We start from the raw sequence: 24924 nt of genomic DNA, 5'->3' as shown, positions 1-24924 counted from the left end.
CTACTCCATCGACTCCCGGATGAAGTCCCGCCTCGCCGTCGCCGCGCTCACCAATGCGATCGCCCGCCGCGGTGAGGTCGCCGGCTGCGTGGTGCGCACCGACCGCGGATCGCAATTTCGATCAAGGAAGTTCGTCCGTGTCCTCGCTCGCCACGGACTGACCGGTTCGATGGGCAGGGTGGGCGCGGCGGGTGACAACGCCGCGATGGAGAGCTTCTTCGCGTTGCTGCAGAACAACGTTCTCGACCGGCACGCCTGGTCCACCCGAGGCGAACTCCGGACCGCGATCGTGACCTGGATCGAACGCACCTACCACCGCCGTAGACGCCAAGCCAGCCTCGGCAGGTTGACCCCCATCGAATACGAAGCAATCATGACCACGTCAGCCAGCCAGGCTGCGTGACTACAACTGTCACCTACTCGTGCAGCAGACCCGACCTCCACGTCTGGAAAGGGGTGGATGCTCGGACATCCACCCCTTCCTCGCTGTTCGGCCTGGTCAGCTGGTCAGGCGGAACGTGGCGTCGTCGCGCGCGATCGCGGTGGTGATCGGGTCGAGCTTGAGCTGGTAGGCGTAGTGGCGGATGTAGCGGTCGGGGACGTTGTAGGACTGGAAGGAACTCCACGAAGAGGACGCCAGTCCGGCGACTTGGCGGAACGTGGCGTCGGCCTGGAACTGCGTGGTGCCGTCGTAGGACGCGAGCACGAAGTCGTAGTTGACGTGCCGCAGGTAGTAACCGGGGTAGTTGACCGACTCGAACGACACCGCCGAGGAGTCGGCCAGGCCGGGCATGATCCGGAACTGGGAATCCTGCAGCGGGCTGACGTTCGGGTCGATGCGCACGTCGAAGTTGGCGTGGCGGACGTAGCGGTCCTGGAAGTTGAACGACTGCAGGCGGTTGACCGGCCTGTTCACGCCCCACTTGGCCAGCACGCGGCTCTCCTCGGCGGCGGTCAGGCTCATGATCCCGCCGTGGCGCTTGCGGTTGGTGCCCAGCGAGTAGTCCGACACCGTGCGGAAGTTGCTCGTGCTGCCGAGGTTGGTCGACGTGATCGGCATGTAGCCGCGGCCGGTGGCGTACTGGTCCAGCCACAGACCCCACTCGTTGCGACCGTTGAACGGCATCCACATCGGACCCTCCACCACGTTGCCGCCGGTCGCGCCGTTGGAGATGCCCATGTGGGACAGGTCGCCGATCCGCGTCCACGAGCCGAGGATCGAGTTGCTGCCCTCGATGGTGATCTGCCCGTCGGCGGACGCGCGGTAGTAGCGGAAACCGCCGACGCTGGTTGGCGACTCCACGATCTGGGTGTCGATGATGCCCTGGCCCGCGCCCCGGTCGATGTAGAGCACCGGCGCGCCGACCGTCCGGAAGTCGGTGGTCCGGGCGTAGTAGATGCGGTGCTTCTTGACGCCGTCGACGGTCGCGTTCGTCGCCCAGTAGATGACGTAGTCACCGGTCGCCGGGTCGAAGATCGCTTCGGGTGCCCACGCGTCACCCGCGCCGGGGATCGCGCCGGCCACGTTCAGCATGCGCGGCGCGGACCAGTTCACCAGATCGGTGGACTCCCAGACGACGAGTTGGGTGCTGCCGCGGTTGGCCGCGTCGCTCCACGACGTGCCGCTCGCGATGCGCAGGTCGGTCGCGATGATCCAGAACCTGTCGCTGTTGGGCGAGCGGACGATCGCGGGGTCGCGCACCCCGCGGGTGCCCACGGTGGACAGCAGCACGGGAGCGCCGTTGTTCAGGTCGTTCCAGTGCAGGCCATCCCTGCTGTGGGCGAGGTAGATCTGCTCGCCGCTGGTGCTCTCACCGGTGAAGTGGGCCATCAGGTAGCCGGTGAACGGATCCGCGGCGGACGCCCGGTCCACGGCGAACAGGACCTGGGCGCTGATCACCAGGACCATCGCACCCAACATCGCGCCGATCCGCGACAGTGTTCGTTTCACGGGTTCTTCTCCTCCGATCAGAAGGTGGGGACGATCGGGGCGATGGCGCCGTCGACGTTTCACGTCATGCGGTCGACGGTGACCTCGCGGGTTGGTGCGGTTGCCCCAGGACACGGCGAACCGGCGGCAGGTGGCATACGAGGTGTCGGTGCCGGGCGACAAAGTCGGCCTACGGACCGAAAGTGAGCGCTAACATCATGTGCGGCGGCGGGTCGACCGGTGCGCACTTGCACTGCGCCCGGCCACCTGCGCACAGGTAGCTACTCGGGTTGGATCAGCGATAACGTCATGCCGGGGACTCCTCGCGCCGCTGCGGGTCCGCAAGAGTATGCATCCTGTTCACGTTAACAACAAGAGTTACGGTGGCAGGCGCATAGGTGACCGGACACCTCCCCCACCGGGGTGTCACGGCCACAGCGGACGCGAAGCCCACCGTCTCCGGCGGGCTTCGCGCCGGCGCTCGGCACCGGGTTCGATCAGTTGGCGGCGGTGTCCGATGCGGACCCGCTGCGGGTCACACGCGAACCCAACGCTGGTTGGCGTTGCCGTGGCAGGTCCACACGATCACCGGTGTGCCGTTCGCGGTGCCGTTGTTGTTCACGTCCAGGCACAGCCCGGTCCGCACGTTGCTGATCGTGCCGTTGCTGTTCAGCGTCCACTGCTGGTTCGTACCGCCGTTGCAGTACCACAACTGGACCTTCGCGCCGGCTGTGGCGTTGGCCGGCGTCTCCAGGCACTTGCCGAGCAGCTGCAACGTGGTGCCACTGCGGGTGACCAGCTGCTGGGCCGCGTTGTTGCAGTCCCAGAGGGCCTGCTGGGTGCCGTTGGCCGTCGCCCCCTTCGGGGAGTCCAGGCAGCGGCCCGCCGATTCGCTGCGCAGCGAGAACGGCACCGGCGCCGAGGCCAGGCCGCCGCCGCTGACCCGGAAGACCGCGGTGCCGTGCGCGGGGACACTGGCCGAGATCGCGCCGCTGGTGCCCGAGGTGGCTCCGGTCCAGAGGTCGCGCAGCGTGAACGAGGTGCCGGTCTTGCCGATCGCCGCCGCCGTGGTCGAGATGGTCGTCGTGGCCGAGCCCTGGTTGAGCAGCGCGACCGCGACGTCGCCGTTGGCGAGACGCTTGGCGACGATCCGCCGGGTGCCGTCGTTCGACACCTGGGTGGCCTGCAGGCCGAGGGGGTCCTGGTTGACCGCGACCAGGTCGGCGTTCTTCAGAATGGCGAGCGTGGCGGCCGAGGCGCTCCGGACGTCGTTGCCCGCGATCAGCGGCGCCGCCATCATCGCCCACATGGCGAAGTGGCTGCGCTGCTCGGTCTCCGTCATGCCACCGTTGCCGACCTCCAGCATGTCCGGGTCGTTGAACCCGCCCGGCTGGGCATAGGGCGCCAACGGCACGTTGACGTTGACGATGTTCTGCACGCCCATGAACGTGCTGCCGTCGCTGCCGGTGTCCCACCGGTTGGTGATGTCCTCGGTGGTCCGCCACATGTGCGCGACGTCGCCCCAGTCGCGCAGTGGTCCGGTCTTCTCGTGGATGCTGTTCGAGTTGATGCTGTAGACGATCGGTCGACCGGTGGCTGCCAAGGCGTCGCGCATCTTGGCGAACGCCGCCACCTGTTCCTCCATCGTGCCCGTCGGCGAGCACCAGTCGTACTTGAGGAAGTCGACACCCCATGCGGCGAACTGCCGGGCGTCCTGCGCCTCGTGCCCCCTGCTGCCGGTGGCACCCGGGAACGAGTTGAAGTACTGCGCACACGTCTTGTCCACCGGCACCTGGTAGATGCCGAACTTCAGGCCCTTGCCGTGGATGTAGTCGCCGAGCGCCTTCATCCCGCTCGGGAAGCGGGTGGGATGCGCTTGGAGGTTGCCCTGGGCATCACGGTCGGGGTTGAACCAGCAGTCGTCCACCACGACGTACTGGTAACCCAGTGCGGCCATCCCGTTGCCGACCAGCGCGTCGACGGTCTGCCGGATCAACGTCTCGGAGATGTTGCAGCCGAACGTGTTCCAGGTGTTCCACCCCATCGGCGGCGTGCGGGCTACCCCGTTCTCCAACGCCCGCGCCGGCGGGGCTCCGACCACCGCGGTCGTCACCCCGGCCAGCAGCAGGCAGGCGGCCGATAGCACGGCGGTGAGCCGGCCATGCCTGAGTGACGCTCTTCCAGGCTTTGAGTTAGCGCTAACAGCGGAGTGCAGGGCGGTGGCGAGCCGCAACATCCGGCGACGACGACGGACGGGATCGGGCATCTCTCAGCTCCTACCGGGCCTTCGATCTTGTTGGATACTGTTCGATCGAGTTTGTTTGATGATGCACGGCGTAGTGTGAGCCGTGACGCGGACGTAAGCAAGAGCCGACGCCCAAGTGGCGCGCCGCACTGCGGTTAACCGGTTCCCGCATCATGGCGCAGCGTCAGCACGGCTACCACGCCGCAGCCAGCGGGGACACCCCGTTGCGCAGATCAACAACCTACGGAGCCAGCCGAGCGCTCAGAGCGTTGACAGCCGGTCAGCTCGACTACCTCCCGTACGCGCACACGGACGGGAAACGACCCGGCTCGCACGACGCCCGACTGTTATCGCTCACATCGTCTACTGAGCAGCCCGGCTGCGGTCACAAACCTGATGAACCACGCCACGACGCCCTCAGCGCTCGCCACGGTGCGCCCTTGCGGGTCGCGCAGTGAAGGACCGGGCCGATCGTAGCGAGCCGCATGCGTATCGAGACCCCACCATTGACACTTGCGATGGTCCTCGCCAGCGTATGTGACACATCTGGTGGGCTGAATCGTGTCACTGCGGTGGACGACCAAGGAGGACAGCGTGTCGGATGCACTTCACACCCGGCCCCGTCGCGTCGGCCACAGGTACGGCAAGCCGATCATCCCAACCGCGAGCGCGCCTCCCGTGCCCTACGTCCAACCACGCGGCACCACGAAGCAACCTGGCGCGCGGCCCCCTGCAACGGCTGCGAGAACCGGACGGCCTTCGACCGGAACGGGCGTCCGCTGCCCGGCATCCGGCGGAGCCGTGACGGCCTCGTCCGGCTCCCACCAGCCCGCCGCGCCCTCCAGCTGACCTCTCTTCGTCAACGTTGTCCAGGAAGAGGTAGTGCTCGATGACCCGAACCCCTGTGTTCCAGGCGAATGCGCCCACCCGGGGAGCCACCGGCTCCTCTCGCGGGAGGGCGCGAAGGGTTGCCGTCGCGTTCACGGCTGCCCTCGGCATCCTCGCGTCCACCGTGGCCCCGGGATCGGCGTTCGCGGCCGACAACCCGTACCAGCGAGGGCCGAACCCCACCCAGGCCAGCGTCGCGGCCAACCGCGGCACCTTCGCCACCGCGGAGACGAGTGTGGGCGGCGGCAACGGCTTCAGCGGCGCGAAGATCTACTACCCGACGGACACGAGCCAGGGCAGGTTCGGTGCGATCGCGGTCGTGCCCGGTTACACCGCGACCTGGGCGGCCGAGGGCGCGTGGATGGGGCACTGGCTGGCCTCGTTCGGGTTCGTCGTGATCGGCATCGACACCCTCAGCCGCAACGACTTCGACGTCGCGCGCGGCACGCAGCTGCTGGCCGCGCTGGACTACCTCACCCAGCGCAGCTCCGTGCGCGACCGGGTCGACCCGAACCGCCTGGCGGTGATGGGCCACTCCATGGGTGGCGGCGGCGCCATCTCGGCGGCCCTGCGCCGGCCGACGCTGAAGGCCGCCATCGGCAACGCGCCGTACAGCCCGTCGCAGAACCTGAACAACATGCGGGTCCCCACCGTGCTGCTCGCCGGGCAGCGGGACGGGACGGTCACCCCGTCGCTGGTCTCCGGCTACTACAACCAGATCCCGGCCACGACGGAGAAGATGTACCTGGAGCTCACCGGCGCCGGCCACGCCTTCCCCACGTCGAACAACTCGGTGGCGACGCGCAAGTGGATCCCGTGGATGAAGATCTTCCTCGACCAGGACACGCGCTACCAGCAGTTCCTGTGCCCGTTGATGGACAACACCGGCATCTCGGCCTACCGCGGCAGCTGCCCGCTCATCCCCGGCGACTCGACGCCCGGCACGACCTTCAGCCTGGCGGGCTCCGCCTCCGGCAAGTGCGTGGACGTACCGGGCGCGTCGCAGGTCAACGGCACGCAGGTCGCGCTGTGGGATTGCCACGGCGGCGCCAACCAGTCCTTCGCGGGCACGTCATCCGGCGAGCTCCGGGTGTACGGCTCCAAGTGCCTGGAGCCCCACGGCAACGGCACCGCCGCCGGCACCGCGGTCTCCATCGGTGACTGCAACGGCGTGACCAACGAGCGGTGGTCGGTCAACACCAACGGCACGATCACCAACCAGGCCAGCGGTCTGTGCCTCGACGCCGAAGCCGGCGGCACGGCCAACAACACGCGGGTGCTGCTGTGGACCTGCAACGGCGCGGCCAACCAGCAGTGGGTCCGCCGCTGATACGCCCCGGTCCCGCACCGCGCTCGCACCGCGCTCGCCCACCCCTCCCAGGACGAGTGGGCGAGCGCCATCAACCTGCCCTGGTCCGGCGAGTTCCACTACTGGCGCCTGCCCAGCCCGGACCTGTGGCGCGACGTGCTGCAGAAGATGAAGGCGGCGGGCTTCAACGCCACCTCGATCTACTTCCACTGGGGATTCCACTCGCCCCAACGGGGCGTGTACGACTTCACCGGCCTGCGCGACGTCGACCGGCTGCTGGACATCGCCGAGGAAGTCGGCATCTACGTCCTGGCGCGACCGGGACCCTACATCAACGCCGAGACCGACTCCGGCGGCCTGCCCGTGTGGCTGATCAACTCGCCGGCGCGGGACCGCAGCAACGACCCGGACTACATCGCCGCCGTGGACAAGTGGCTGGACCACATCAACCCCATCATCGCCCGCCACCAGCTGACCGACGGCACCGGCACGGTCATCCTCTACCAGAACGAGAACGAGTTCGGCGACCAGTCCCCCGGCGGCGTGGCCTACATGACCCACCTGCAGCAGCGGGCGCGGGCGGACGGCATCACCGTTCCCACGTTCCACAACACGGCAGGCACGTGGCCCGCCTGGGTGCCGGGCACGCCGGGCGCGCCGGACCTGTACTCGTTCGACCTCTACCCGCAAGGCTTCAACTGCTCGTCCCCGCAGACCTGGTCGCCGCTCCCCGACCTGGCGCCGGTTCGCGAACACTCGCGCAACGGGCCGATGTTCACCGCCGAGTTCCAGGGCGGGTCGTTCGACTACTGGGGCGGCAACGGGCGGGAGAAGTGCCGTGAGCTGACCGGTCCGGCGTTCCAACGGGTGTTCTACGAGCACAACATCGCCTCCGGCGTGACCGCGCAGAACTTCTACATGACCTACGGTGGCACCAACTGGGGTTGGATCGCGGCACCCGGCCAGACCTACACCTCCTACGACTACGGGGCGGCGATCAGCGAGGAACGGCAGCTCACCGACAAGTACGCCGTGCAGAAGGAACTCGGCTACTTCCTCCAGGCCGTCACGCCCATCACCAAGACCGAAGCCGCACCGGACGTCCCGGCGTCCGACGCGGCCGTGACGGTGAAGAGCCTGCGCAACCCCGACAACGGGACCAGGTTCCTCATCGCCCGGCACACCGATGCCACCTCGACGGCCACGACCTCGTTCACCGTGCCGATCGGCGACGACCCGGCGGTGCCGATCACGCTACCCGGCCACGACTCGAAACTGCTGGTCGCCGACTACGACCTGGAGCGCCAGCGCCTGGCCTACTCGACCTCGGAGATCATGACCCACCTGCGCCTTGGGAACCGCGACATCGCGGTCCTGCAAGGCCGCAAGGGCACCGAGGGCCGCACGGTGCTGCGGTACTCATCTGAGCCGAAGGTGACCGTCCTGTCCGGCGGGGCACGGTCGACCTGGGATGCCGAGCACGGCCTGCTGCGCTTGGACTACGCCCACGACGGGCTGGTGGAGCTGCGGATCAGCGGCGGCGGACGGCCCGACCTGCTGTTGCTGCTCGGCGACGACGCCCGGTTCGACCGGTTGTGGACGCAGTCCACCGACGCGGGCCAGGTGCTCGTGCTCGGACCGGCCCTCGTGCGCACCGCACGCGCGGAACGCGGCGTGCTGCACCTGACCGGTGACACGGATGCGACCACGGCGACGCGGGTCTGGGCACCGACCGGCACCCGCCGGGTGGTCTGGAACGACCGCCCCACCATCCCGGTGGTCGACCGCACCGGCGCGCTCGCCTTCCGCCTGCGCGGACCGGCCGAGGTCACCCTGCCGGAACTGGCGGGGTGGCGGCGCTCGGAGCCCGATCCGTCGTCGGCGCCCGGCTTCGACGACTCACGGTGGACGATCGCGAACAAGACGACCACCACCAACCCCAACCAGCCGGCGATCGGCCAACCCGTCCTGCACGCCGACGAGTACGGCTACCACCACGGCGACATCTGGTACCGGGGCCACTTCACCGCCGAGGGCACCGAGAAGACCATCAGCCTCAGCGCGGTCACCGGCACGGCGGGCGCCTGGTCGGTGTGGCTCAACGGCTCCTTCCTCGGGACCGTCGACAACGGCGGCGCGAGCGGATCGTTCACCGTGCCCGCCGACCGGCTCCGGACCGGCTAGGACAACGTCATCGCGGTCCTGGTGCGCAACATGGGCCACAACCAGACCTACGGCAACAACGCGCACAAGGAACCCCGCGGGGTGGTCGGCGCACGGCTCATCGGCTCGGACGCCACCATCACCTGGCGCCTGCACGGCAACACCGGCCGCGAGGACGGCCTCTACGAAGTCCGCGGCGCCTACAACAACGGTGGTCTGCACGGAGAGAACGCCGGGTGGTCGCTGCCCGGCTTCCCCGACCGGAAGTGGATCGCGACCACGCTGCCCGCCACCCAGGAACCCGGTGTCACCTGGTACCGCACCACCGTCGACCTGGACCTGCCCCGCGACCAGGACACCCAGGTGAGCCTCGTGTTCGACGACGACAAGGCGAAGCGCTATCGCGCGCTGGTGTTCGTCAACGGCTGGAACGTCGGCCAGTACGTCAACCACATCGGCCCGCAGACCGAGTTCTCGCTGCCCACCGGCGTGCTGGACCCGAACGGCCGCAACACCGTCGCGATCGCCTCGTGGGCCGCCGAACCGGGCGTCGGGCTGGGGAAGATCTCCCTGCGCGCCACGGGCAGCGTGCTGGGAGGCATCGGGGTCGATCGACTCCGCGCCCCGTCCTACGACCCCCGCACCTACGCCCAGCCGGTCGGCAGCGGCAAGGTGGAGGTCACCGCGCCGAAGTCCGTCGACGCCGGCGCAACGGTGACGGTCCGGGCGCGATACACCCCGGTGGCCGACGCACGGGACGTGAAATTGCGCCTCGACGCCTCGGCCAGCTGGGCGGTGACCACACCCGTGGAGCTGTCTCTGGGCCACGTGCGGGCAGGCCGTACGGTCTCCGCCACCTGGCAGGTCGCCGCACCGCCGAACGGCGAGCCGCGCATCGGCGTGTTCACCGCCACCGGCAGCTCGTCGCAGCGCGGACGAACCACCAGCACTGCCGGAGCCGCCACGACCGTGGTGCCGATTCCACCACCGACCGGCACCGCCTACGTCAGCGACATCGCGTTCACCGCGGGCAATGGCTGGGGCCCGGTCGAGCGCGACACCTCCAACGGTGAGGCCGGCGCCGGTGACGGCAAACCGATCACCCTCAACGGCACCACCTATGCCAAGGGACTGGGCGTGCACGCCAATGGGGACATCCAGATCTTCCTCGGCGGCAACTGCTCGCGCCTGACCGCGATCGTGGGCGTGGACGACGAGGTCGGCCAAACGGCACCGTCCGGTTCGCCATCAGCGGCGACGGCACCACGTTGGCCGAAACCGACACCCTCACCGGCAACGACCCCGGCCGGTCGATCACCGCCGACCTCACCGGCGTGCAGTGGGTCAGCCTGCTGACCACCGACGCCGGCGACGGCAATGGATCCGACCACGCCGACTGGGCCGACGCCGTGTTGACCTGCGCGGACTGACCAGCACGGACGCTGCTGCCCGTCGGCTCGGAACACCGGCCCTCTACTCGCCGGCCATCAGGGCAGCGGCCGTCCCAATCACCCCCTGGTGGCCCGCAACGACTCCGGACGCTCGACCCAGTGACTGGAGGAGTCAACGGATGACGACGCACTGGCCCACCTCGGGACTCGGCTTCGGCGGGGACTACAACCCCGAGCCATGGGAGCTAGGTTGTGATGGTGAGTGACTTCGTGCTGAGGCGATGGGATGTGGAGCCGTATCCGGGCGATCAGGCGCCACCCCATGTGCACCACCGATCGGATGAGGCGTTCTGCGTACTCCGTGGTCGTCTCGAGGTGCTCGTCGGTGACACGCGCCGTGTTCTCGAGCAGGGCGAATACCTGACCATCCCGGCCGGGACCACCCACACCTTCGCCACGGTCGACACAGCCGGTGCGCAAGTACTCGTGGTGATGACTCGGGAGGTGGATGAGCTCGTCCGGGCGCTGCACACCGCCTCGACGGATGAGGAACGAGTGAACGTCTGGGCTCGCTACAACTCCGAAGTGGTCGAGCGCACCGGCGAGTCGTCTGCCCCAGAGTGACAACCACGACGCGCTGTCATCGGCTGCTTGTCGATTGGTGGGACGGCCGGTGCCCGGCCAGTCCCGGTCGAGGTGTTCGGTGGGTGGCTCCCGCCTCGGCTGCCCGCCACTGGGAGCCGGAGCCCAGGACGACCTCCGCCCGACCATGTGCCTCGGCGTGGACTGTGCCCCGGCTCGGGACAACGCCGGGAGCTCAGCGGCGCATCTACAGGCACTGGCCGGGCCGGGCAAACAGCGCACGCCCACCCGTCCGGTCGGTCCTCGGCACTCCGGGGCAGGTGGCGACCGTGCGGGTGACCGGCGAGCGGCTGCGGGTCAACGTTCATGTCCGCGGGCGCTTCGCGAGGTGCGTTGTGGTCCATCCTGGGGCTGTCACAGCGCGTTGCGCGAGATCGTCATGGACCCGGCCGCGGATTGGTCGGCATGCTCTTGTCCCCTCAGCCTTTCGGCATCAGGTAAGCCATTCGGCCCAAGAACCTCCCTTCGAACCGGTCATGTCGCCGAAATTTCGCCCCGATCGAGGCGGCGTCCAGGACCGCCGTGACCAGCCGACCTCCCCACGGCCACCGACTTAATCCAGCACGGCCTGGTGCAGCCGCCACCACAACGCGGCCTTGGTCCAGTCGGTGAACCGGCGATGCGCCGTCGGTACCGTGACACCGAACGACGGCGACAACTCCCGCCATCCGTCCGCCCCACTGGTCAGCACGTAGACGATCGCGGTGAACACCGCCCGGTCCCCACCGGAGCCATACCGCGACCCTGCGGACGCGCCGCGAACTCCGGGATCGACGGCTCCACCAACGCCCACGACTCATCGGGGCACCAACCGCCACGACAACCGATCGACCACGGCACGAGACCATGGCACAAACACTCGCCGCCACGTGGGACCCGGGTGGTCGGTCGCCTGGCGGCACTCAGTTCGGCTTGGAGCTTCCCCCCAGCACGTCGACGGCGTGGCGGCGGTGCGCGGCGAAGAGGCGGAGCGCGGAGTCGATGTCGCGGGAGCGCAGCGCGGCAACGAGATCGCGGTGCTCGCGCGGCATGCGGCCCAGGTACCCCTCGACGCTGCGGTTGATCCGGGTCAGCAGGAACAGGTGGACCTGGCACCGGAGGCCGTCCCACGCGTCCGCGAGGCGCTGGTGCCCGGCGGCGGCGAAGACCGCGTCGTGGAAGGCGATGTCCAGGCGCACCATGTCGTGGGCGTCCGTGACGTGTGCCATCACTTCAGCTGCTTTGTCCAGGGCCGCGAGGTCCTCGTCCGAGGCGCGCATGATCACCTGACGGACAGCCAGGTCTTCCAGCGCTCCGCGCAGGCTGTCGAGTTCAGCGACATCGCCGGGAGACAGCGTGGTTACCGTCGTCCCACGATGCCACGCGCAGCGGACCAGCCCTTCGCGCTCCAGTACCCGCAGCGCTTCACGCACCGGGCCACGACTGACCTCCATCGCCGCGGACAGTTCCACCTCGCGCAGCTGGGCCCCGGGGGGATAGGCCCCGCCGAAGATGGCCTCCCGGATCCGATCTGCCACCTCGTCCGACAGGCCGCGACGGCGAGCCGGGGACACCTTGACCTGGTCACTCATCCCTGGTTGCCCCTCTTCCATCCATGACCTAATGTTAACATCAGACACGTTGTAGTAATGTCGACATCAGGTCATCGAGATCCCGGCCCCTCTGGACCCGGATCCCCCTTCCGACGGAAAGGCAGCACCGTGACTGTTCTCGACTCCCCCATTCCCCGGTTCCACCTGGCCGTGCCGGTCGACGACCTGGCTGCAGCGCGCCGTTTCTACGGCGACGTGCTGGGCCTGGAACAGGGCCGCAGCGCGGACACCTGGGTGGACTGGAATCTGCACGGCCACCAGTTCGTCACCCACCTCGCCCCGGAGCGCGCACAGCGCGTGCACAACCCGGTCGACGGCCACGACGTACCGGTGCCGCACTTCGGGCTGGTCTTGACGATCCCGGCCTTCCAGCAGCTCGCCGAGCGCCTGCGCGCGGCGGGCACCGAGTTCGTCATCGAGCCCTACGTGCGCTTCGCCGGCCAGAAGGGTGAGCAGCACACGATGTTCCTCCTCGATCCGGCCGGCAACGCGCTGGAGTTCAAGGCGTTCGCGGACGACTCGCAGGTGTTCGCGTCCTGAGTGGCCGGCACCACACCCCCTGCTCACCATTCGAAAGACAGGACGAGCTCATGAAGGTGTTCCAGATCGGCGCCGCCGGAGGGGTTGGCCGCCGCCTGACCCGACTCCTCACCGTGCGCGGGGACTCGGTGACCGGGATGCATCGCGGGCCCGCCCAGGGCGAGGTCGTGCGGGAGGCCGGCGGGAATCCGGTGATCGGTGATCTCATCGCCGACTCGGTCGACGACCTCGCGCACACGATGCGGGGGCATGACGCGGTGGTCTTCTCGGCCGGCGCCCACGGTACCGGCATGGACATGACAACCCTCATCGACGGCAAGGGCCTGCACAAGGCCGCCGACGCGGCCGCGCTTGCCGGGGTGTCACGGTTCGTGCTCGTCTCCGTGTTCCCCGACGCACTGCGCGGTGGCGAGGGCGGCGACGGCTTCGAGCACTACATCAAGGTCAAGAAAACCGCCGACGTGTACCTGACCCGCACAGATCTCGACTGGCTGATCGTCCGTCCCGGAACCCTCCTGGACACCCCCGGCACCGGCCTGGTCACGGCCGGCCCCGCCGTCGAGTACGGCGACGTGCACCGCGACGACGTCGCCGCGTTCATCGACACCGCGCTGCACGAGCCGCGTCTGAGCCGCGTGATCGTCGAACTGACCTCCGGTGACACCCCCGTCGCGGACGCCGTCGCACGCCTCGCGACGGTCTGACCTCCCATCCCACGCGAGCTACCGCCCGACCAGGTCCATCTCACTCCATACACGTTCAGCCATGAGACTCCCTCGCGATCAGGAGCCCAGACTGTCAACAGCCTCTGTCAGTTTTAGAGCGGCCGAGGCACTGGGCGTTGCGGATGAGCTGGAGGTCCCTGGCGTCGATCGTGTAGCCCCACACGTGCCCGTAGGCCTGTTCACACGTGATGCCCGGCGGCGGTCGCCGCAGCCCACGATCACGCACAACTCGCCCTCGTAGTCCAGTTCGCGGGTGGCGCCGTGATGCGGGTCGACATCGGCGATCGCCCGGTGACCGAAGTCATGGCCTTGGTGCAGAGGATCGGCTTCTCCGGGAGGTCCTCCGACTTCTCCGGGGTGTCGTAGCCGCTCCGGCCGAACTCGGCGACGTGGTCGCGGTACTTGGTGCCCATGCGCAATACGTTGCGCTGCAGGCCGGAACGGCGACCCGCAGGCCGTCGAGCACGCCCCGGTACAGGCCCAGCACGTCCCAGTGCAGCGTGTCGCCGAGCCGCACCGGCCCGTTGGGGAACCGGTGCGCCGAGGCGAAGGTCGCCCGACCGGGCGTGATGTCGAAGGCCGTCACGCGTCCGCTCGACGCGCCGAGGTCGACCGCCGCGACCCGGGCCGCACCCCGCCCATCAGCGCAGGAAGGCTGCGGCGACGCCGGAGTCGACCGGCACGTGCAGCCCGGTGGTCTGGGACAGGTCACCGCCGGTGAGCGCGAAGACGGCCGCGGCGACGTGCTCGGGCAGCACCTCGCGGCCCAGCAGCGTGCGCTTGGCGTAGTAGGCGCCCAACTCCTCCTCCTTGACCCCGTACACGGCGGCCCGCTGTGCGCCCCAGCCGCCGGCGAAGATGCCCGAGCCGCGCACCACGCCGTCGGGGTTCACGCCGTTGACCCGGATGCCGTGCGGCCCCAGCTCGGCGGCCAGCAGCCGCACTTGGTGCGCCTGGTCGGCCTTGGTCGCGCCGTAGGCGACGTTGTTGGGCCCGGCGAACACGCCGTTCTTGCTGGAGATGTAGATGATGTCGCCACCCGCGCCCTGCTCGATCATCACCTTCGCGGCGGCCCGCGACACCAGGAACGACCCGCGTGCCATCACGTCGTGCTGGAGGTCCCAGTCGCGCACGGTCGTCTCCAGCAGCGGCTTGGAGATCGACAGACCGGCGTTGTTCACGACCAGGTCCACGCCCCCGAACGCGAGCACCGCCGCGGCGAACGCCCGCTCCACGGCCGCCTCGTCCGACACGTCCGCGGCCACGCCGATCGCCACGTCCGCGTCACCGATGCCCTCGGCGACCGCCGCCGCGCGGTCCGCGTCGAGGTCTGAGACGACCACGCAGGCGCCCTCGGCGGCCAACCGCTCGGCGATGGCCTTCCCGATGCCCGACCCCGCGCCGGTCACCAGCGCCACCCGCGTGGCCAGCGGTTTCGGCTTGGGCATCCGGGCCAGCTTGGCCTCCTCCAGCGCCCAGTACTCGATGCGGAACTTCTCCGACTCCGGGATCGGCCGGTAGGTCGACACGGACTCGGCGCCGCGCATCACGTTGATCGCGTTGACGTAGAACTCCCCCGCCACCCGCGCGGTCTGCTTGGTGCGCCCGAACGAGAACATGCCGACACCGGGCACCAGCACGATCGCCGGGTCCGCGCCGCGCATCGCCGGCGAGTCGGGGGTCGCGTGCCGCTCGTAGTAGGCGCGGTAGTCCTCCCGGTAGGCGGCGTGCAGCTGCTTCAGCCGGGCCGCGACCTCCTCGACGGTCGCAGCGGCGGGCAGGTCGACCACCAGCGGCGTGACCTTGGTGCGCAGGAAGTGGTCCGGGCACGACGTGCCCAGCGCGGCCAGCGGCCCCAGCTTCTCCCTGGACAGGAAGTCCAGCACCACGTCGGTGTCGGTGAAGTGACCCACCTGCGGCAGGTCGGTCGACGCCAGGCCCCGGATCGCGGGGAAGATCGCCGCCGCCTTGGCCCGCCGCTCGACCTCGGGCAGCGGCTCGTGGCCCGGCACCACCGCGCCGAACGGTTCGGCGGACCCGTGTCGCGCCAGGAACTCCTCCGCGGTCCGGACGATCTCCAACGAGTGCGCCTCGCACTCCTCGGACGTGTCGCCCCACGCGGTGATCCCGTGCCCGCCCAGCACGCACCCGATCGCCCGCGGGTTCGCCGCCTTGATCGCCGCGATGTCCAGGCCGAGCTGGAAACCGGGTCGACGCCAGTCCACCCACGCCACCCGGTCACCGAAGCACCGCTCGGTCAGCTTCTCCCCGTCGGCCGCTGTCGCCAGCGCGATGCCCGAGTCGGGGTGCAGGTGGTCCACGTGCGGCGCGTCGACCAGGCCGTGCATGGCCGTGTCGATCGACGGCGCCGCGCCGCCCCTGCCGTGCAGGCAGTAGTCGAACGCGGCGACCATCTCGTCCTCGCGGTCCACCCCGGGGTAGACGTCGACCAGGGCGCGCAGCCGGTCCAGCCGCAGCACGGCCAGGCCGCGCTCGGTCAACGTGCCCAGGTCGCCGCCCGAGCCCTTCACCCACAGCAGCTCGACCGGCGCGCCGGTCACCGGGTCGGTGTCGCTGCCCTTCGCGGAGGTGTTGCCGCCCGCGTAGTTGGTGTTGCGCGGATCGGCGCCCAGCCGGTTCGAGCGGGCGACCAGCGCGGCAGCGGTCGTGTTGTCGGTCATGTGCGGGAAGCTCCTCGTGTGGCGAGCAGTGGCGAGGGTGTCGCGGGGTCAGAGCCAGCCGGCCTGCGTGCCGCCGACGCGCGCGGCGGCGATCTCGGCGGCGTAGCCGGAAGTGCGGTAGGCGGCCATCGGGTCGCGCGGCAGGCCCATGGCCTCGCGGCGGTCGGCCAGCACGCCGCGCACGTCGGTGTGGAAGGCGTCCATCAGCACGTCGTGCGCGCCGATCACGTCACCGGCGTCCTGGGCGGCGGTCAGGGCCCCGGTGTCGACGAGCAGCGCCTTGGCCAACGCCTGCTCGACGTTGAGGATCGACCGGATCTGGCCCGCGACCTTGTCCTCGATGTTGTGGCACTGGTCGAGCATGAAGTTCACCCCGGACTCGGGGCGGTGCGCGCCGACCGCGACGATCTCGACCATGATCCGGAACAGCTGGAACGGGTCGGCCGACCCGACGATCAGGTCGTCGTCGGCGTAGAAGCGGGAGTTGAAGTCGAACGCGCCGAGCCTGCCCGCCCGCAGCAGCTGCATGACGATGAACTCGATGTTCGTGCCCGGCGCGTGGTGGCCAGTGTCGAGCACGACCTGCGCGCGGTCGCCGAGCGCCTGGCAGTGCAGCAGCGCCGTTCCCCAGTCGGGGATGTCCATCGCGTAGAAGTACGGCTCGAAGAACTTGTACTCCAGCAGCAGCCGCTGATCGGGCCCCAGCGCGGCGTAGATCTCGGTCAACGAGCCGGCCAGCCGGTCCTGCCGGGCGCGCAGCGAGTCCTGCCCCGCGTAGTTCGTGCCGTCGGGCAGCCACAGCTTCAGGTCGGTCGAGCCGGTCTCCGCCATCACCTCCACGCAGTCGAGGTGGTGCGCGACGGCCTTGGCCCGCACGCGCGGGTCCGAGTGCGTCAGCGAGCCGAGCTTGTAGTCGTCGTCCTGGAAGAGGTTCGAGTTGATCGCCCCGATCCGCACGCCGTGCTCGTCGGCGTGGGCGGCCAGCGCCGCGAAGTCCTCGACCCGGTCCCACGGGATGTGCAGCGACACCCGCGGCGCGAGCCCGGTCAGGGCGTGCACGCGCGCGGCGTCGGCGATCTTCTCGAACGGGTCGCGCGGCGTACCCGGTGTGGTGAACACCTTGAACCTGGTGCCGGAGTTCCCGTACGCCCAGCTCGGCACCTCGATGGTGAACCCGTCGAGTTCCGACAGCACCTCCTGCAGGGGCATCACACGTCGTTCCTCTCCGCAGCGGGTCAACCGGTGTGGCGCCGACGCTAGCCGAGCTTGGAACGTTTCACAACGCACCTTTGCGGAGCGAGATCGACCGTCCGGCACACCTGCGTCTTCCTGCTACTCTTCGCCGAGAGACCGAGTCGTGGACGTTTCATCTCCGACTCGCTTCGATCGCGAAGGAGGGTGGGGCGGTGTCCGCGCCGAGCATGAAGGATGTCGCCGCGCACGCGGGCGTGGCCGTGGGCACGGTGTCGAACGTGCTCAACCACCCCGAACTGGTCGCCGAGCGCACCCGCAAGCGGGTGCAGACCGCGATCGCCCAGCTGGGCTTCGTGCGCAACGAATCGGCGCGCCAACTCCGCGGCGGCACGAGCCGCACCCTCGCCTACGTGGTGCTCGACACCCGCAACCCCTTCTTCACCGACGTGGCCGCCGGCGCGCAGCAGGTGGCGGAAGAGGCCGGGCTCGCGATGTACCTGTGCGACGGCGGCGAGAACTCCGCCCGTCAGGCCAGGTACCTCGACCTGCTGGAGCAGCAGCGGGTGGAGGGCATCCTCATCACCCCCGTCGACGCCGACGACTCGCGACTCGCTGCGCTGGCCCGTCGCGGGACGCCCGTCGTGGTCGTCGACCGCGGCGCCGGGCCGGACCGCTGCTCGGTGTCGGTGGACGACGTGCTCGGCGGCGACCTCGCCGCGTCCCACCTGCTCGACGCGGGGCACCGCCGGATCGCCTTCGTCGGCGGACCGCGCTCGATCGGCCAGGTGACCGACCGCCTGACGGGCGCCGAACAGGCCTTGACCCGTGCCGGTGCCGAGCCGCTCACCGTGCTGGAGACCACGCGCCTGGACGTCGCCGAGGGCAGGAGGGCAGGCGAACGACTGGCGGGCCTGCCCGCGTCCCGGCGTCCCACCGCCGCGTTCTGCGCCAATGACATGCTCGCGCTCGGCCTGCTCCAGCAGGCGGTCCGCCTCGGTCTGCGCGTGCCTCAGGACCTGGCGATCGTCGGCTACGACGACATCGAGTTCGCGGCCGCGGCGGCGGTGCCGCTGACCTCGGTCTCCCAACCTCGCCAACTCCTCGGCCGCACGGCGGCGGAACTGCTGCTGGCCGAGGCGCGGCACCCGGAGGGACACGTGCACCAACAGCGGGTGTTCGAGCCCGAACTGGTGGTGCGCGAGTCCACCAGCATGCGCCGTCCGGACGGCGTCGCCTGACCGGGTGACGGGACCGTTCACGCGGCCCGCGACCGCGTGGTCCCCGGTGAGCGTGGCGTTCGGGAGCGACTCCGGCTGAGTACGCGGTCATGTGCGAGAACTTTTGCGCAATCCATTGAAACGTACCATCTGCGACCACATACGGCGGGCTGCACGGCTGAGCACGACGACGCAACGACGGACGCCTCCACGCGGAGAAGTTGCCGGACCGCCGTTGACGATCGGTCTGGAGTGCCCCTAGCCTCGCGCATCATCACCGCATTGAAACATTTCAGTGAAGGAGGTGCCGGATGGACCGGGACCACGCGACTCCCCTGCTGGAGGTGCGAGGTGTCTCCAAGTCGTTCGGCGCTGTGGCGGCCGTCCGCGACGTGTCGTTCCCGCTGCACGGCGGTGAGGCGCACGCCCTGGTCGGGGAGAACGGTGCGGGCAAGTCGACGATCGTGAAGATGCTGGCCGGTGTGCACGAGCCCGACACGGGCGTGATCGTGCTCGACGGTCAGGAGCGGCGGCTGGCCGGGCCCGCCGCCGCGCAGGCGGCCGGGATCGCGGTGATCTACCAGGAACCGACGCTGTTCCCCGACCTGTCGGTGGCCGAGAACATCTTCATGGGGCGGCAGCCTCTGGGTCGGTTCGGACGCATCGACCGGACGGCGATGAGGGCCGAGGCAGTGCGGCTGTTCGACCGGCTCGGCGTCCGCCTCGACCCGGACCGCCCCGCGCGTGGCCTGTCGATCGCCGACCAGCAGCTGGTCGAGATCGCCAAGGCGCTGTCCCTCAAGGCGCGCGTGCTCGTCATGGATGAGCCGACCGCCGCGCTGTCCGGTGTCGAGGTGGAGCGGTTGTTCGCGGTGGCACGTGCCCTGTGCGAGGAGGGCGCCGCGGTCCTGTTCATCTCGCACCGGTTCGACGAGGTGTTCTCGCTGTGCCAACGACTCACCGTGATGCGCGACGGCACGTGGGTGTCCACCGATCCGGTCGCCGACCTGACCGTCGACCAGGTCGTGCGACGCATGGTCGGGCGTGACGTCTCGACGCTGTTCCCCAAGGAGGACGTCGAGCCGGGTGAGGTCGTGCTGGAAGTCGGCGGGCTGAGCAGGCAGGGCGTGTTCTCCGACATCGCGTTCTCGGTGCGGGCGGGAGAGATCGTCGCGCTCGCGGGGCTGGTCGGCGCCGGTCGCAGCGAGGTGGTGCGCGCGGTGTTCGGGATCGACCGCTACGACGCCGGCGAGGTCCGGGTGGCGGGGCGGCGGCTGCCCGCCGGGTCGCCGTCCGCCGCGGTGGCCGCCGGGGTCGCGCTGGTGCCGGAGGACCGCCGCCAGCAGGGCCTGGTCATGGAGTTGTCGATCGAGCGCAACGCGACGCTCACCCGCCTGAAGCCGCTGTCCCGCCTGGGTCTGCTCGGTGGTCGGGCCGAGCGCCGGTCCGCACACGAGTGGACGAAGCGGTTGCAGGTCAGGTACGGGCGACTGGCGGACGCGGTCGGCACCCTGTCCGGCGGCAACCAGCAGAAGGTCGTGCTGGCCAAGTGGTTGGCGACCGGCCCGAGGGTGCTGATCGTCGACGAACCGACCCGAGGCATCGACATCGGCACGAAGGCCGAGGTCCACCGGTTGCTCTCGCGGCTGGCGGCCGACGGCGTCGCGGTGGTGATGGTGTCGTCCGAGCTGCCCGAGGTGCTGGGGATGGCCGACCGCGTGCTCGTCATGCACGAAGGGCGGATCACCGCCGAGCTGAGCCGTGCCGAGGCGACGGAGGAATCGGTCATGTTCGCGGCCACGGGCCAGAAGGAGGCCGCCGCGTGAGCACCCCGCCGACGGCACCCGCCGCTCCACCGGCGAAGGCGGACGAGAGCAGGACCCGGTTCGTCCACAAGCTGTGGCTGGCGCGGGAGTTCGGCATCGTCGTCGCGCTCGGGCTGCTCGTGCTCGTGACCACGCTGGACAACCCCGCCTTCCTGTCCCCGCAGAGCCTGCGTGACCTGCTGCTCGGAGCGGCGATCCTGGTGGTCCTCGCGGTCGGGCAGACCGTGGTGATCATCTCCCGCAACATCGACCTGTCGGTCGGCGCGGTGCTCGGCCTGGTCGCGTTCGCGACCGGCGAGCTGCTCAGCACGGCGCCGGACACGCCGACCGCGGTCGCGGTCCTGGTCGGCATCGGGATGGGCGCGGTGTGCGGTGTGATCAACGGCGTGCTGGTGGCCGCGGCGCGCGTGCCCGCGCTGGTCATCACCCTCGGCACGCTCTACGCCTTCCGAGGCATCGACCACTCGTGGGCCCAGGGCCGGCAGATCAACGCCTCCGACATGCCGCGCTCGTTCCTCGGCCTGGGCACGGGGACCGTGCTCGGCATCCCGGTGCTCGCCGTCATCGCCGTGGTGGTGATGACGGTCGTGGGTTTCTACCTGCGCTCCTACCGCAGCGGGCGCGAGCTGTACGCGATCGGCTCGGAACCCGCCGCCGCGCGGCTGTCCGGCATCCCGGTCGGACGCAGGGTCTTCACCTCCTTCGTCATCTGCGGCGCCCTCGCCGGTCTCGCCGGTGTGCTGTACGCGGCGCGCTTCGGCACCATCGACGCCACCGTCGGCACCGGCATCGAACTCCAGGTCGTCGCCGCGGCCGTGGTCGGCGGCGTCGCGATCTTCGGCGGCAGCGGCAGCGTCTACGGCGCCACGCTGGGCGCACTGCTGCTGACAACCATCGGCAGCTCCCTGGCGGTGCTGCGGATCAACCCGTTCTGGCAGCAGGCCGTCGTCGGCGGCCTCATCCTCGCCGCGATCGGACTGGACCGGCTGCTGGCCGTCCGGGCGGCGAACCGTCTGCGAGGAAGGTCGTCCCATGGCACGTGACACGGTTGCGGTGGACGATGCGGTGCCACCGACCGAACCGACCTCGGGGGTGCTGCGTTCCGCGTTGGTCCGGTGGGACACCGTGCTCCTCGTGGTGCTCGCCGCGGTCGTGGTGGTCGCCGGGGTGCTGGTCGAGGGGTTCGCCAGCGGGCGGAACCTCCAGTTCCTGCTGCTGGACGTGGTCGCGATCGCGTTGATCGCGCTGCCGCTGACCCTCATCGTCATCACCGGGGAGATCGACCTGTCGGTGGCCAGCACGCTCGGGCTGTGCAGCGCGGTGATGGGTCAGCTCTGGATCGCGGGTCTGCCGCTGGAACTGGTGGTGGTGCTCGTCATCGGCCTCGGCGCGGTGCTGGGCGCGGTGAACGCGGTGTTCGTGACCAGGTTCGCGCTGCCCTCGCTCGCGGTGACCATCGGCACGCTGGCCGCATACCGCGGTCTGGCGTTCGTGGTGCTCGGTGACCAGGCGGTGGCGGACTTCCCGTTCCTGTGGACCGACGCGGCGAGCAGCACCGTCGCCGACGGCACCCTGCCGTGGGCCGCGGTGGTCACGATCGTGCTCGCGGTCGTGTTCGGCGTCGTGCTGCACGCGACCCCGTTCGGCCGGTCCCTCTACGCGATGGGCAACAACGCCGAGGCGGCGACGTTCGCCGGCATCCGAGTCGCCCGCGCGAAGTTCTGGCTGTTCGTCGTCTCGGGCGCGGTGTCCGGCCTGGCAGGGGTGTACTGGACGCTGCGTTTCGCCAGCGCGCGGGCCGACAACGCGGCAGGTCTGGAGCTGGCCGTGGTCGCCGCCGTCCTACTCGGTGGTGTCTCCATCTTCGGCGGTCGCGGCACACTCCTCGGCGTCCTGCTCGGCCTGCTGCTGCTCGGCACCGTCCGCAACGCCCTCCAACTCGCCGACGTCGCCGCCGACACGCTCAACATCGTCACCGGTGGACTGCTCATCGCCTCGGTCGTCGTGCCCAACGTGGTGGCGATAAGCCGCACACGCCTGCGACGCCGACCACGGCACCCGGCGTGACCCACCGCACCCCCTGATCGCGAACCGCGCCGTGAAAGGAACACCGATGTCCCAGCTCAAGCGCACCCTGCGCCTCGGCTTGATCACCGTCACCGTGGGGGCCGTGCTGACCGTCGCCGCCTGTGGTGGCACCACCCGCGGGTCCGGGGAGAACCCGAACCCCGCGGGCAACCAGACCACCGGCCAGGCCAACCCCGACGCGCCGCTGACCGAAGGGCTGGACGTCGCGTTCCTGCCCAAGCAGGTGAACAACCCGTACTTCACCGTCGCGGACGGGGGCGGCAAGAACGCGGTCGAGGAGTTCAAGGGCAACTACAAGGAGGTTGGCCCCTCCGAAGCCAGCGCCTCGTCCCAAGTCAGCTACATCAACACGCTGTCACAGCAGCAGACCGACGTCATCGCGACCTCCGCCAACGACCCGAACGCGATCTGCGGCGCCCTCAACAGCGCACGGCAGGCAGGTGCCAAGGTCGTCACCTTCGACTCCGACACCAAGCCCGAGTGCCGCGACGTGTTCGTCAACCAGGCGACCGCCGAGGGCATCGCGGAGAACCAGGTCAAGCTGATCGCCGAGCAGATCGGCGGCGAGGGCAAGATCGCGATCCTGTCGGCCACGCCGAACGCCACCAACCAGAACGCGTGGATCGAGCTGATGCGCAAGCAGCTGCAGAAGCCCGAGTTCAGCAAGATCGAGGTCGTCACGGTCGCCTACGGCAACGACGAGGACCAGAAGTCGTTCCAGGAGACCCAGGGCCTGCTGCGTTCCTACCCCGACCTGAAGGGCATCGTCTCGCCCACCACGGTCGGCGTCGCCGCGGCCGCCCGCTACCTGTCCGGTTCGGAGTACAAGGGCAAGGTGGCGCTGACCGGTCTCGGCACGCCGAACCAGATGCGTGAGTTCGTCAAGGACGGCACGGTCAAGGCGTTCGCCCTGTGGAACCCCGCAGACCTCGGCTACCTGGCCGCCTACGCCGGCGCCGCACTCGCCTCAGGCCAGATCACCGGCGCGCCGGGCGAGAAGTTCAAGGCCGGCAAGCTCGGCGAGTACACCATCGAGGCCGACGGCGTCATCGTGCTCGGCCCGCCCACCGTGTTCGACGGGTCCAACATCGACCAATTCGACTTCTGAGCCCGTGGGCGCGCGGCCCGTTGTCCGGTTCGCGCGCCCACGCTCCCCTGATCTCTTCGTTCACAGGGCGCTGTCGCTCGTCGCCGCAGTCACCGTCGGACTGCCCGGACCCGTCCACCCCGGTCCGACGCCGGCCACACCCAGCCCGTCGGGCGAGGTCGGCGGCCCGTCCTAATGGACATCCGCAACCGGTACAGCGGCCGACGGGATGCCGCGGGCGGGTCTAACCGCGCCTGGACGTTGGCGGAGGCGGCCGGTGACACGGGCCCGGAGGGCATGCAGCGTCTGTTGAACTTCTGCGTCCGCACCGACGGCTGCGTGACGACGTGCGGGCGGCGGTGGTCGAGACGATCGGCGATGCCCAGTACAGCGTCTTATCGATCGTGGACGAGACGGGACTCCTGGACAAGGGCGCCAAGTCCGTCGGCTCTCGGGTCGCACGCGTTCAGCCGTCCTGTCGAGCTGAAGACAGGGACGACAAGCGCGTAGCGGACGTCCGCTCCAATACTCGACGTAGAGCTGAGCGGGTGCACAAGGTTGCGGCGGGCGCGGTGCGGGCTCGGTTGATTGCCGCGCGACGTCCGCACATGCCGATGTGGAGACGTTCGGCGAGCAGGCGCGTTTCCCGATCTCCCTCGGACGTGGTGGCGAGGGCCCAAGGTCGCGTCGAACCTCCCACTCGCACGGCGGTCGGCTGCGTCGCGCCCTGAACCGTCCGGTTGAATCCGCCGGCGATCTCGTACGCACCGATGTCCGGTTCAAGGGGGCAACCCCGAACAATAGGTGAGGTCGACGTGAAACACGGTTCTGGACACCGACTGTGGACGGCACCTCGACGGCCGTCGAGGTGCCGTCCACAGTGGTCAGATGTCACATCACGTGCTTGAACGTGCCCCAGCCGTGTCCGATCTCCCGCGGCGAGGAGAGGGCGAGGTTGTTGTTCGGGTAGTAGAGAAGCTTGCCGTCCGCAGCCACTCCCAGCACATCGGAATGACCGTCGCCACTGAAGTCACTAGCCATCACCTGGCTGAACGTGCCCCAGCCGTGCCCGATCTCCCGCGGCGAGGAGAGGGCGTAGTCGTTGTTCGGGTAGTACAGCAGCGTTCCGTCGGCGGTGACACCGAGAACATCTGCAGCGCCGTCGCCACTGAAGTCCGCGGCCATGACGTGCTTGAAGGTGCCCCAGCCGTGCCCGATCTCCCGCGGTGAAGAGAGGGCGTAGTCGTTGTTCGGGTAGTACAGCAGCGTTCCGTCGGCGGTGACACCGAGAACATCTGCAGCGCCGTCACCACTGAAGTCCGCGGCCATGACGTGCTTGAAGGTGCCCCAGCCGTGCCCGATCTCCCGCGGTGAAGAGAGGGCGTAGTCGTTGTTCGGGTAGTACA

19 protein-coding genes and 2 pseudogenes are annotated in these 24924 nt (G+C 69.5%); 13 read left to right on the top strand and 8 right to left on the bottom strand.

Annotation, left to right across the window (positions count from 1 at the left end):
• On the top strand, positions 1-403 hold a 403-nt coding region (locus tag AB0K14_RS40125; protein WP_360465739.1), incomplete at its 5' end, for a DDE-type integrase/transposase/recombinase.
• Between the two features lie 96 nt (positions 404-499).
• On the opposite strand, the gene AB0K14_RS40120 is transcribed toward AB0K14_RS40125, so the two are convergent.
• Positions 500-1951: a glycoside hydrolase family 43 protein gene (locus AB0K14_RS40120; RefSeq protein WP_360465736.1), complete on the bottom strand. Its 1452-nt coding sequence runs from the start codon at positions 1949-1951 to the stop codon at positions 500-502.
• Positions 1952-2465: 514 nt separating this feature from the next.
• The gene (locus AB0K14_RS40115; RefSeq protein ID WP_360465733.1) at positions 2466-4076 is read right to left on the bottom strand and encodes a ricin-type beta-trefoil lectin domain protein; all 1611 of its coding nucleotides are present in this window, start codon (positions 4074-4076) and stop codon (positions 2466-2468) included.
• 1111 nt (positions 4077-5187) lie between these two features.
• On the opposite strand from AB0K14_RS40115, the gene AB0K14_RS40110 reads away from it, so the two are divergent.
• The 4 genes and pseudogenes from AB0K14_RS40110 to AB0K14_RS40095 all read left to right on the top strand — a co-directional run bounded on the left by AB0K14_RS40110 (position 5188) and on the right by AB0K14_RS40095 (position 10550).
• Positions 5188-6393 (top strand): ricin-type beta-trefoil lectin domain protein, encoded by a 1206-nt coding sequence (locus AB0K14_RS40110; protein ID WP_360465730.1) that lies wholly within the window; start codon positions 5188-5190, stop codon positions 6391-6393.
• Positions 6394-6462: 69 nt separating this feature from the next.
• Complete coding sequence (locus tag AB0K14_RS40105) at positions 6463-8556, top strand: beta-galactosidase (RefSeq protein WP_360465747.1); 2094 nt, start codon at positions 6463-6465, stop codon at positions 8554-8556.
• Between the two features lie 30 nt (positions 8557-8586).
• Positions 8587-9965 (top strand): annotated as a pseudogene (locus AB0K14_RS40100) (NPCBM/NEW2 domain-containing protein).
• Positions 9966-10184: 219 nt separating this feature from the next.
• Positions 10185-10550, top strand: coding sequence for a cupin domain-containing protein (locus AB0K14_RS40095; protein ID WP_360465727.1), 366 nt, complete (start codon positions 10185-10187; stop codon positions 10548-10550).
• Between the two features lie 571 nt (positions 10551-11121).
• On the opposite strand, the gene AB0K14_RS40090 is transcribed toward AB0K14_RS40095, so the two are convergent.
• Complete coding sequence (locus AB0K14_RS40090) at positions 11122-11361, bottom strand: transposase (protein ID WP_360465724.1); 240 nt, start codon at positions 11359-11361, stop codon at positions 11122-11124.
• A gap of 109 nt (positions 11362-11470) precedes the next feature.
• On the bottom strand, positions 11471-12139 hold the full coding sequence (locus AB0K14_RS40085) for a GntR family transcriptional regulator (protein WP_360465721.1): 669 nt from the start codon (positions 12137-12139) through the stop codon (positions 11471-11473).
• Positions 12140-12268: 129 nt separating this feature from the next.
• Between AB0K14_RS40085 and AB0K14_RS40080 the strand changes: the two genes are divergently transcribed.
• Complete coding sequence (locus AB0K14_RS40080; protein WP_360465718.1) at positions 12269-12700, top strand: VOC family protein; 432 nt, start codon at positions 12269-12271, stop codon at positions 12698-12700.
• A gap of 50 nt (positions 12701-12750) precedes the next feature.
• Positions 12751-13404: an NAD(P)H-binding protein gene (locus AB0K14_RS40075; protein WP_360465715.1), complete on the top strand. Its 654-nt coding sequence runs from the start codon at positions 12751-12753 to the stop codon at positions 13402-13404.
• Positions 13405-13643: 239 nt separating this feature from the next.
• Here AB0K14_RS40075 and AB0K14_RS40070 read toward each other — a convergent pair whose 3' ends face one another.
• The 3 genes from AB0K14_RS40070 to rhaI form a co-directional block, all read right to left on the bottom strand.
• Complete coding sequence (locus AB0K14_RS40070; protein ID WP_360465712.1) at positions 13644-13838, bottom strand: hypothetical protein; 195 nt, start codon at positions 13836-13838, stop codon at positions 13644-13646.
• Between the two features lie 228 nt (positions 13839-14066).
• Entirely contained in the window at positions 14067-16106 is a 2040-nt protein-coding gene (locus AB0K14_RS40065; protein WP_360465709.1) for a bifunctional aldolase/short-chain dehydrogenase, read from the bottom strand.
• 48 nt (positions 16107-16154) lie between these two features.
• Positions 16155-17315: an L-rhamnose isomerase gene (gene rhaI / locus AB0K14_RS40060; RefSeq protein ID WP_360465707.1), complete on the bottom strand. Its 1161-nt coding sequence runs from the start codon at positions 17313-17315 to the stop codon at positions 16155-16157.
• A gap of 212 nt (positions 17316-17527) precedes the next feature.
• Between rhaI and AB0K14_RS40055 the strand changes: the two genes are divergently transcribed.
• From AB0K14_RS40055 to AB0K14_RS40030, 6 genes and pseudogenes are all read left to right on the top strand, one after another.
• Entirely contained in the window at positions 17528-18538 is a 1011-nt protein-coding gene (locus AB0K14_RS40055; RefSeq protein ID WP_360465744.1) for a LacI family DNA-binding transcriptional regulator, read from the top strand.
• Positions 18539-18828: 290 nt separating this feature from the next.
• A complete protein-coding gene (locus AB0K14_RS40050) occupies positions 18829-20343 on the top strand; it encodes a sugar ABC transporter ATP-binding protein (protein ID WP_360465704.1) in 1515 nt (504 codons plus the stop codon).
• Positions 20344-20414: 71 nt separating this feature from the next.
• Positions 20415-21386, top strand: a complete 972-nt coding sequence (locus AB0K14_RS40045; RefSeq protein ID WP_360465742.1) for an ABC transporter permease — start codon at positions 20415-20417, stop codon at positions 21384-21386.
• The gene (locus AB0K14_RS40040) at positions 21376-22410 is read left to right on the top strand and encodes an ABC transporter permease (protein ID WP_360465701.1); all 1035 of its coding nucleotides are present in this window, start codon (positions 21376-21378) and stop codon (positions 22408-22410) included. Before AB0K14_RS40045 ends, AB0K14_RS40040 begins: the two co-directional genes overlap by 11 nt.
• A gap of 46 nt (positions 22411-22456) precedes the next feature.
• Positions 22457-23539, top strand: coding sequence for a rhamnose ABC transporter substrate-binding protein (gene rhaS / locus AB0K14_RS40035; RefSeq protein ID WP_360465698.1), 1083 nt, complete (start codon positions 22457-22459; stop codon positions 23537-23539).
• Positions 23540-23773: 234 nt separating this feature from the next.
• Positions 23774-23982 (top strand): annotated as a pseudogene (locus tag AB0K14_RS40030) (IS701 family transposase); the annotation flags it as partial.
• A 427-nt stretch (positions 23983-24409) separates the two neighbouring features.
• Here the strand turns inward: AB0K14_RS40030 and AB0K14_RS40025 are convergent.
• A partial coding sequence (locus AB0K14_RS40025; protein WP_364340491.1) for a VCBS repeat-containing protein occupies positions 24410-24924 on the bottom strand: 515 nt, incomplete at its 5' end.

The sequence above is a fragment of the Actinosynnema sp. NPDC050801 genome, assembly GCF_040673975.1.
In the GTDB taxonomy this organism is placed as follows: Bacteria; Actinomycetota; Actinomycetes; order Mycobacteriales; family Pseudonocardiaceae; genus Actinosynnema.
This window is presented reverse-complemented; position numbering and strand designations above follow the sequence as displayed.

Excerpts from the sequence above, each read along its gene's own strand:
- AB0K14_RS40055 (WP_360465744.1), top strand. The coding sequence starts at position 17,528 with ATGAAGGATGTCGCCGCGCACGCGGGCGTGGCCGTGGGCACGGTGTCG.
- AB0K14_RS40075 (WP_360465715.1), top strand. The coding sequence starts at position 12,751 with ATGAAGGTGTTCCAGATCGGCGCCGCCGGAGGGGTTGGCCGCCGCCTG.
- AB0K14_RS40050 (WP_360465704.1), top strand. The coding sequence starts at position 18,829 with ATGGACCGGGACCACGCGACTCCCCTGCTGGAGGTGCGAGGTGTCTCC.
- AB0K14_RS40040 (WP_360465701.1), top strand. The coding sequence starts at position 21,376 with ATGGCACGTGACACGGTTGCGGTGGACGATGCGGTGCCACCGACCGAA.
- AB0K14_RS40065 (WP_360465709.1), bottom strand. The coding sequence starts at position 16,106 with ATGACCGACAACACGACCGCTGCCGCGCTGGTCGCCCGCTCGAACCGG.
- AB0K14_RS40085 (WP_360465721.1), bottom strand. The coding sequence starts at position 12,139 with ATGAGTGACCAGGTCAAGGTGTCCCCGGCTCGCCGTCGCGGCCTGTCG.
- rhaS (WP_360465698.1), top strand. The coding sequence starts at position 22,457 with ATGTCCCAGCTCAAGCGCACCCTGCGCCTCGGCTTGATCACCGTCACC.
- AB0K14_RS40070 (WP_360465712.1), bottom strand. The coding sequence starts at position 13,838 with ATGGGCACCAAGTACCGCGACCACGTCGCCGAGTTCGGCCGGAGCGGC.
- rhaI (WP_360465707.1), bottom strand. The coding sequence starts at position 17,315 with ATGCCCCTGCAGGAGGTGCTGTCGGAACTCGACGGGTTCACCATCGAG.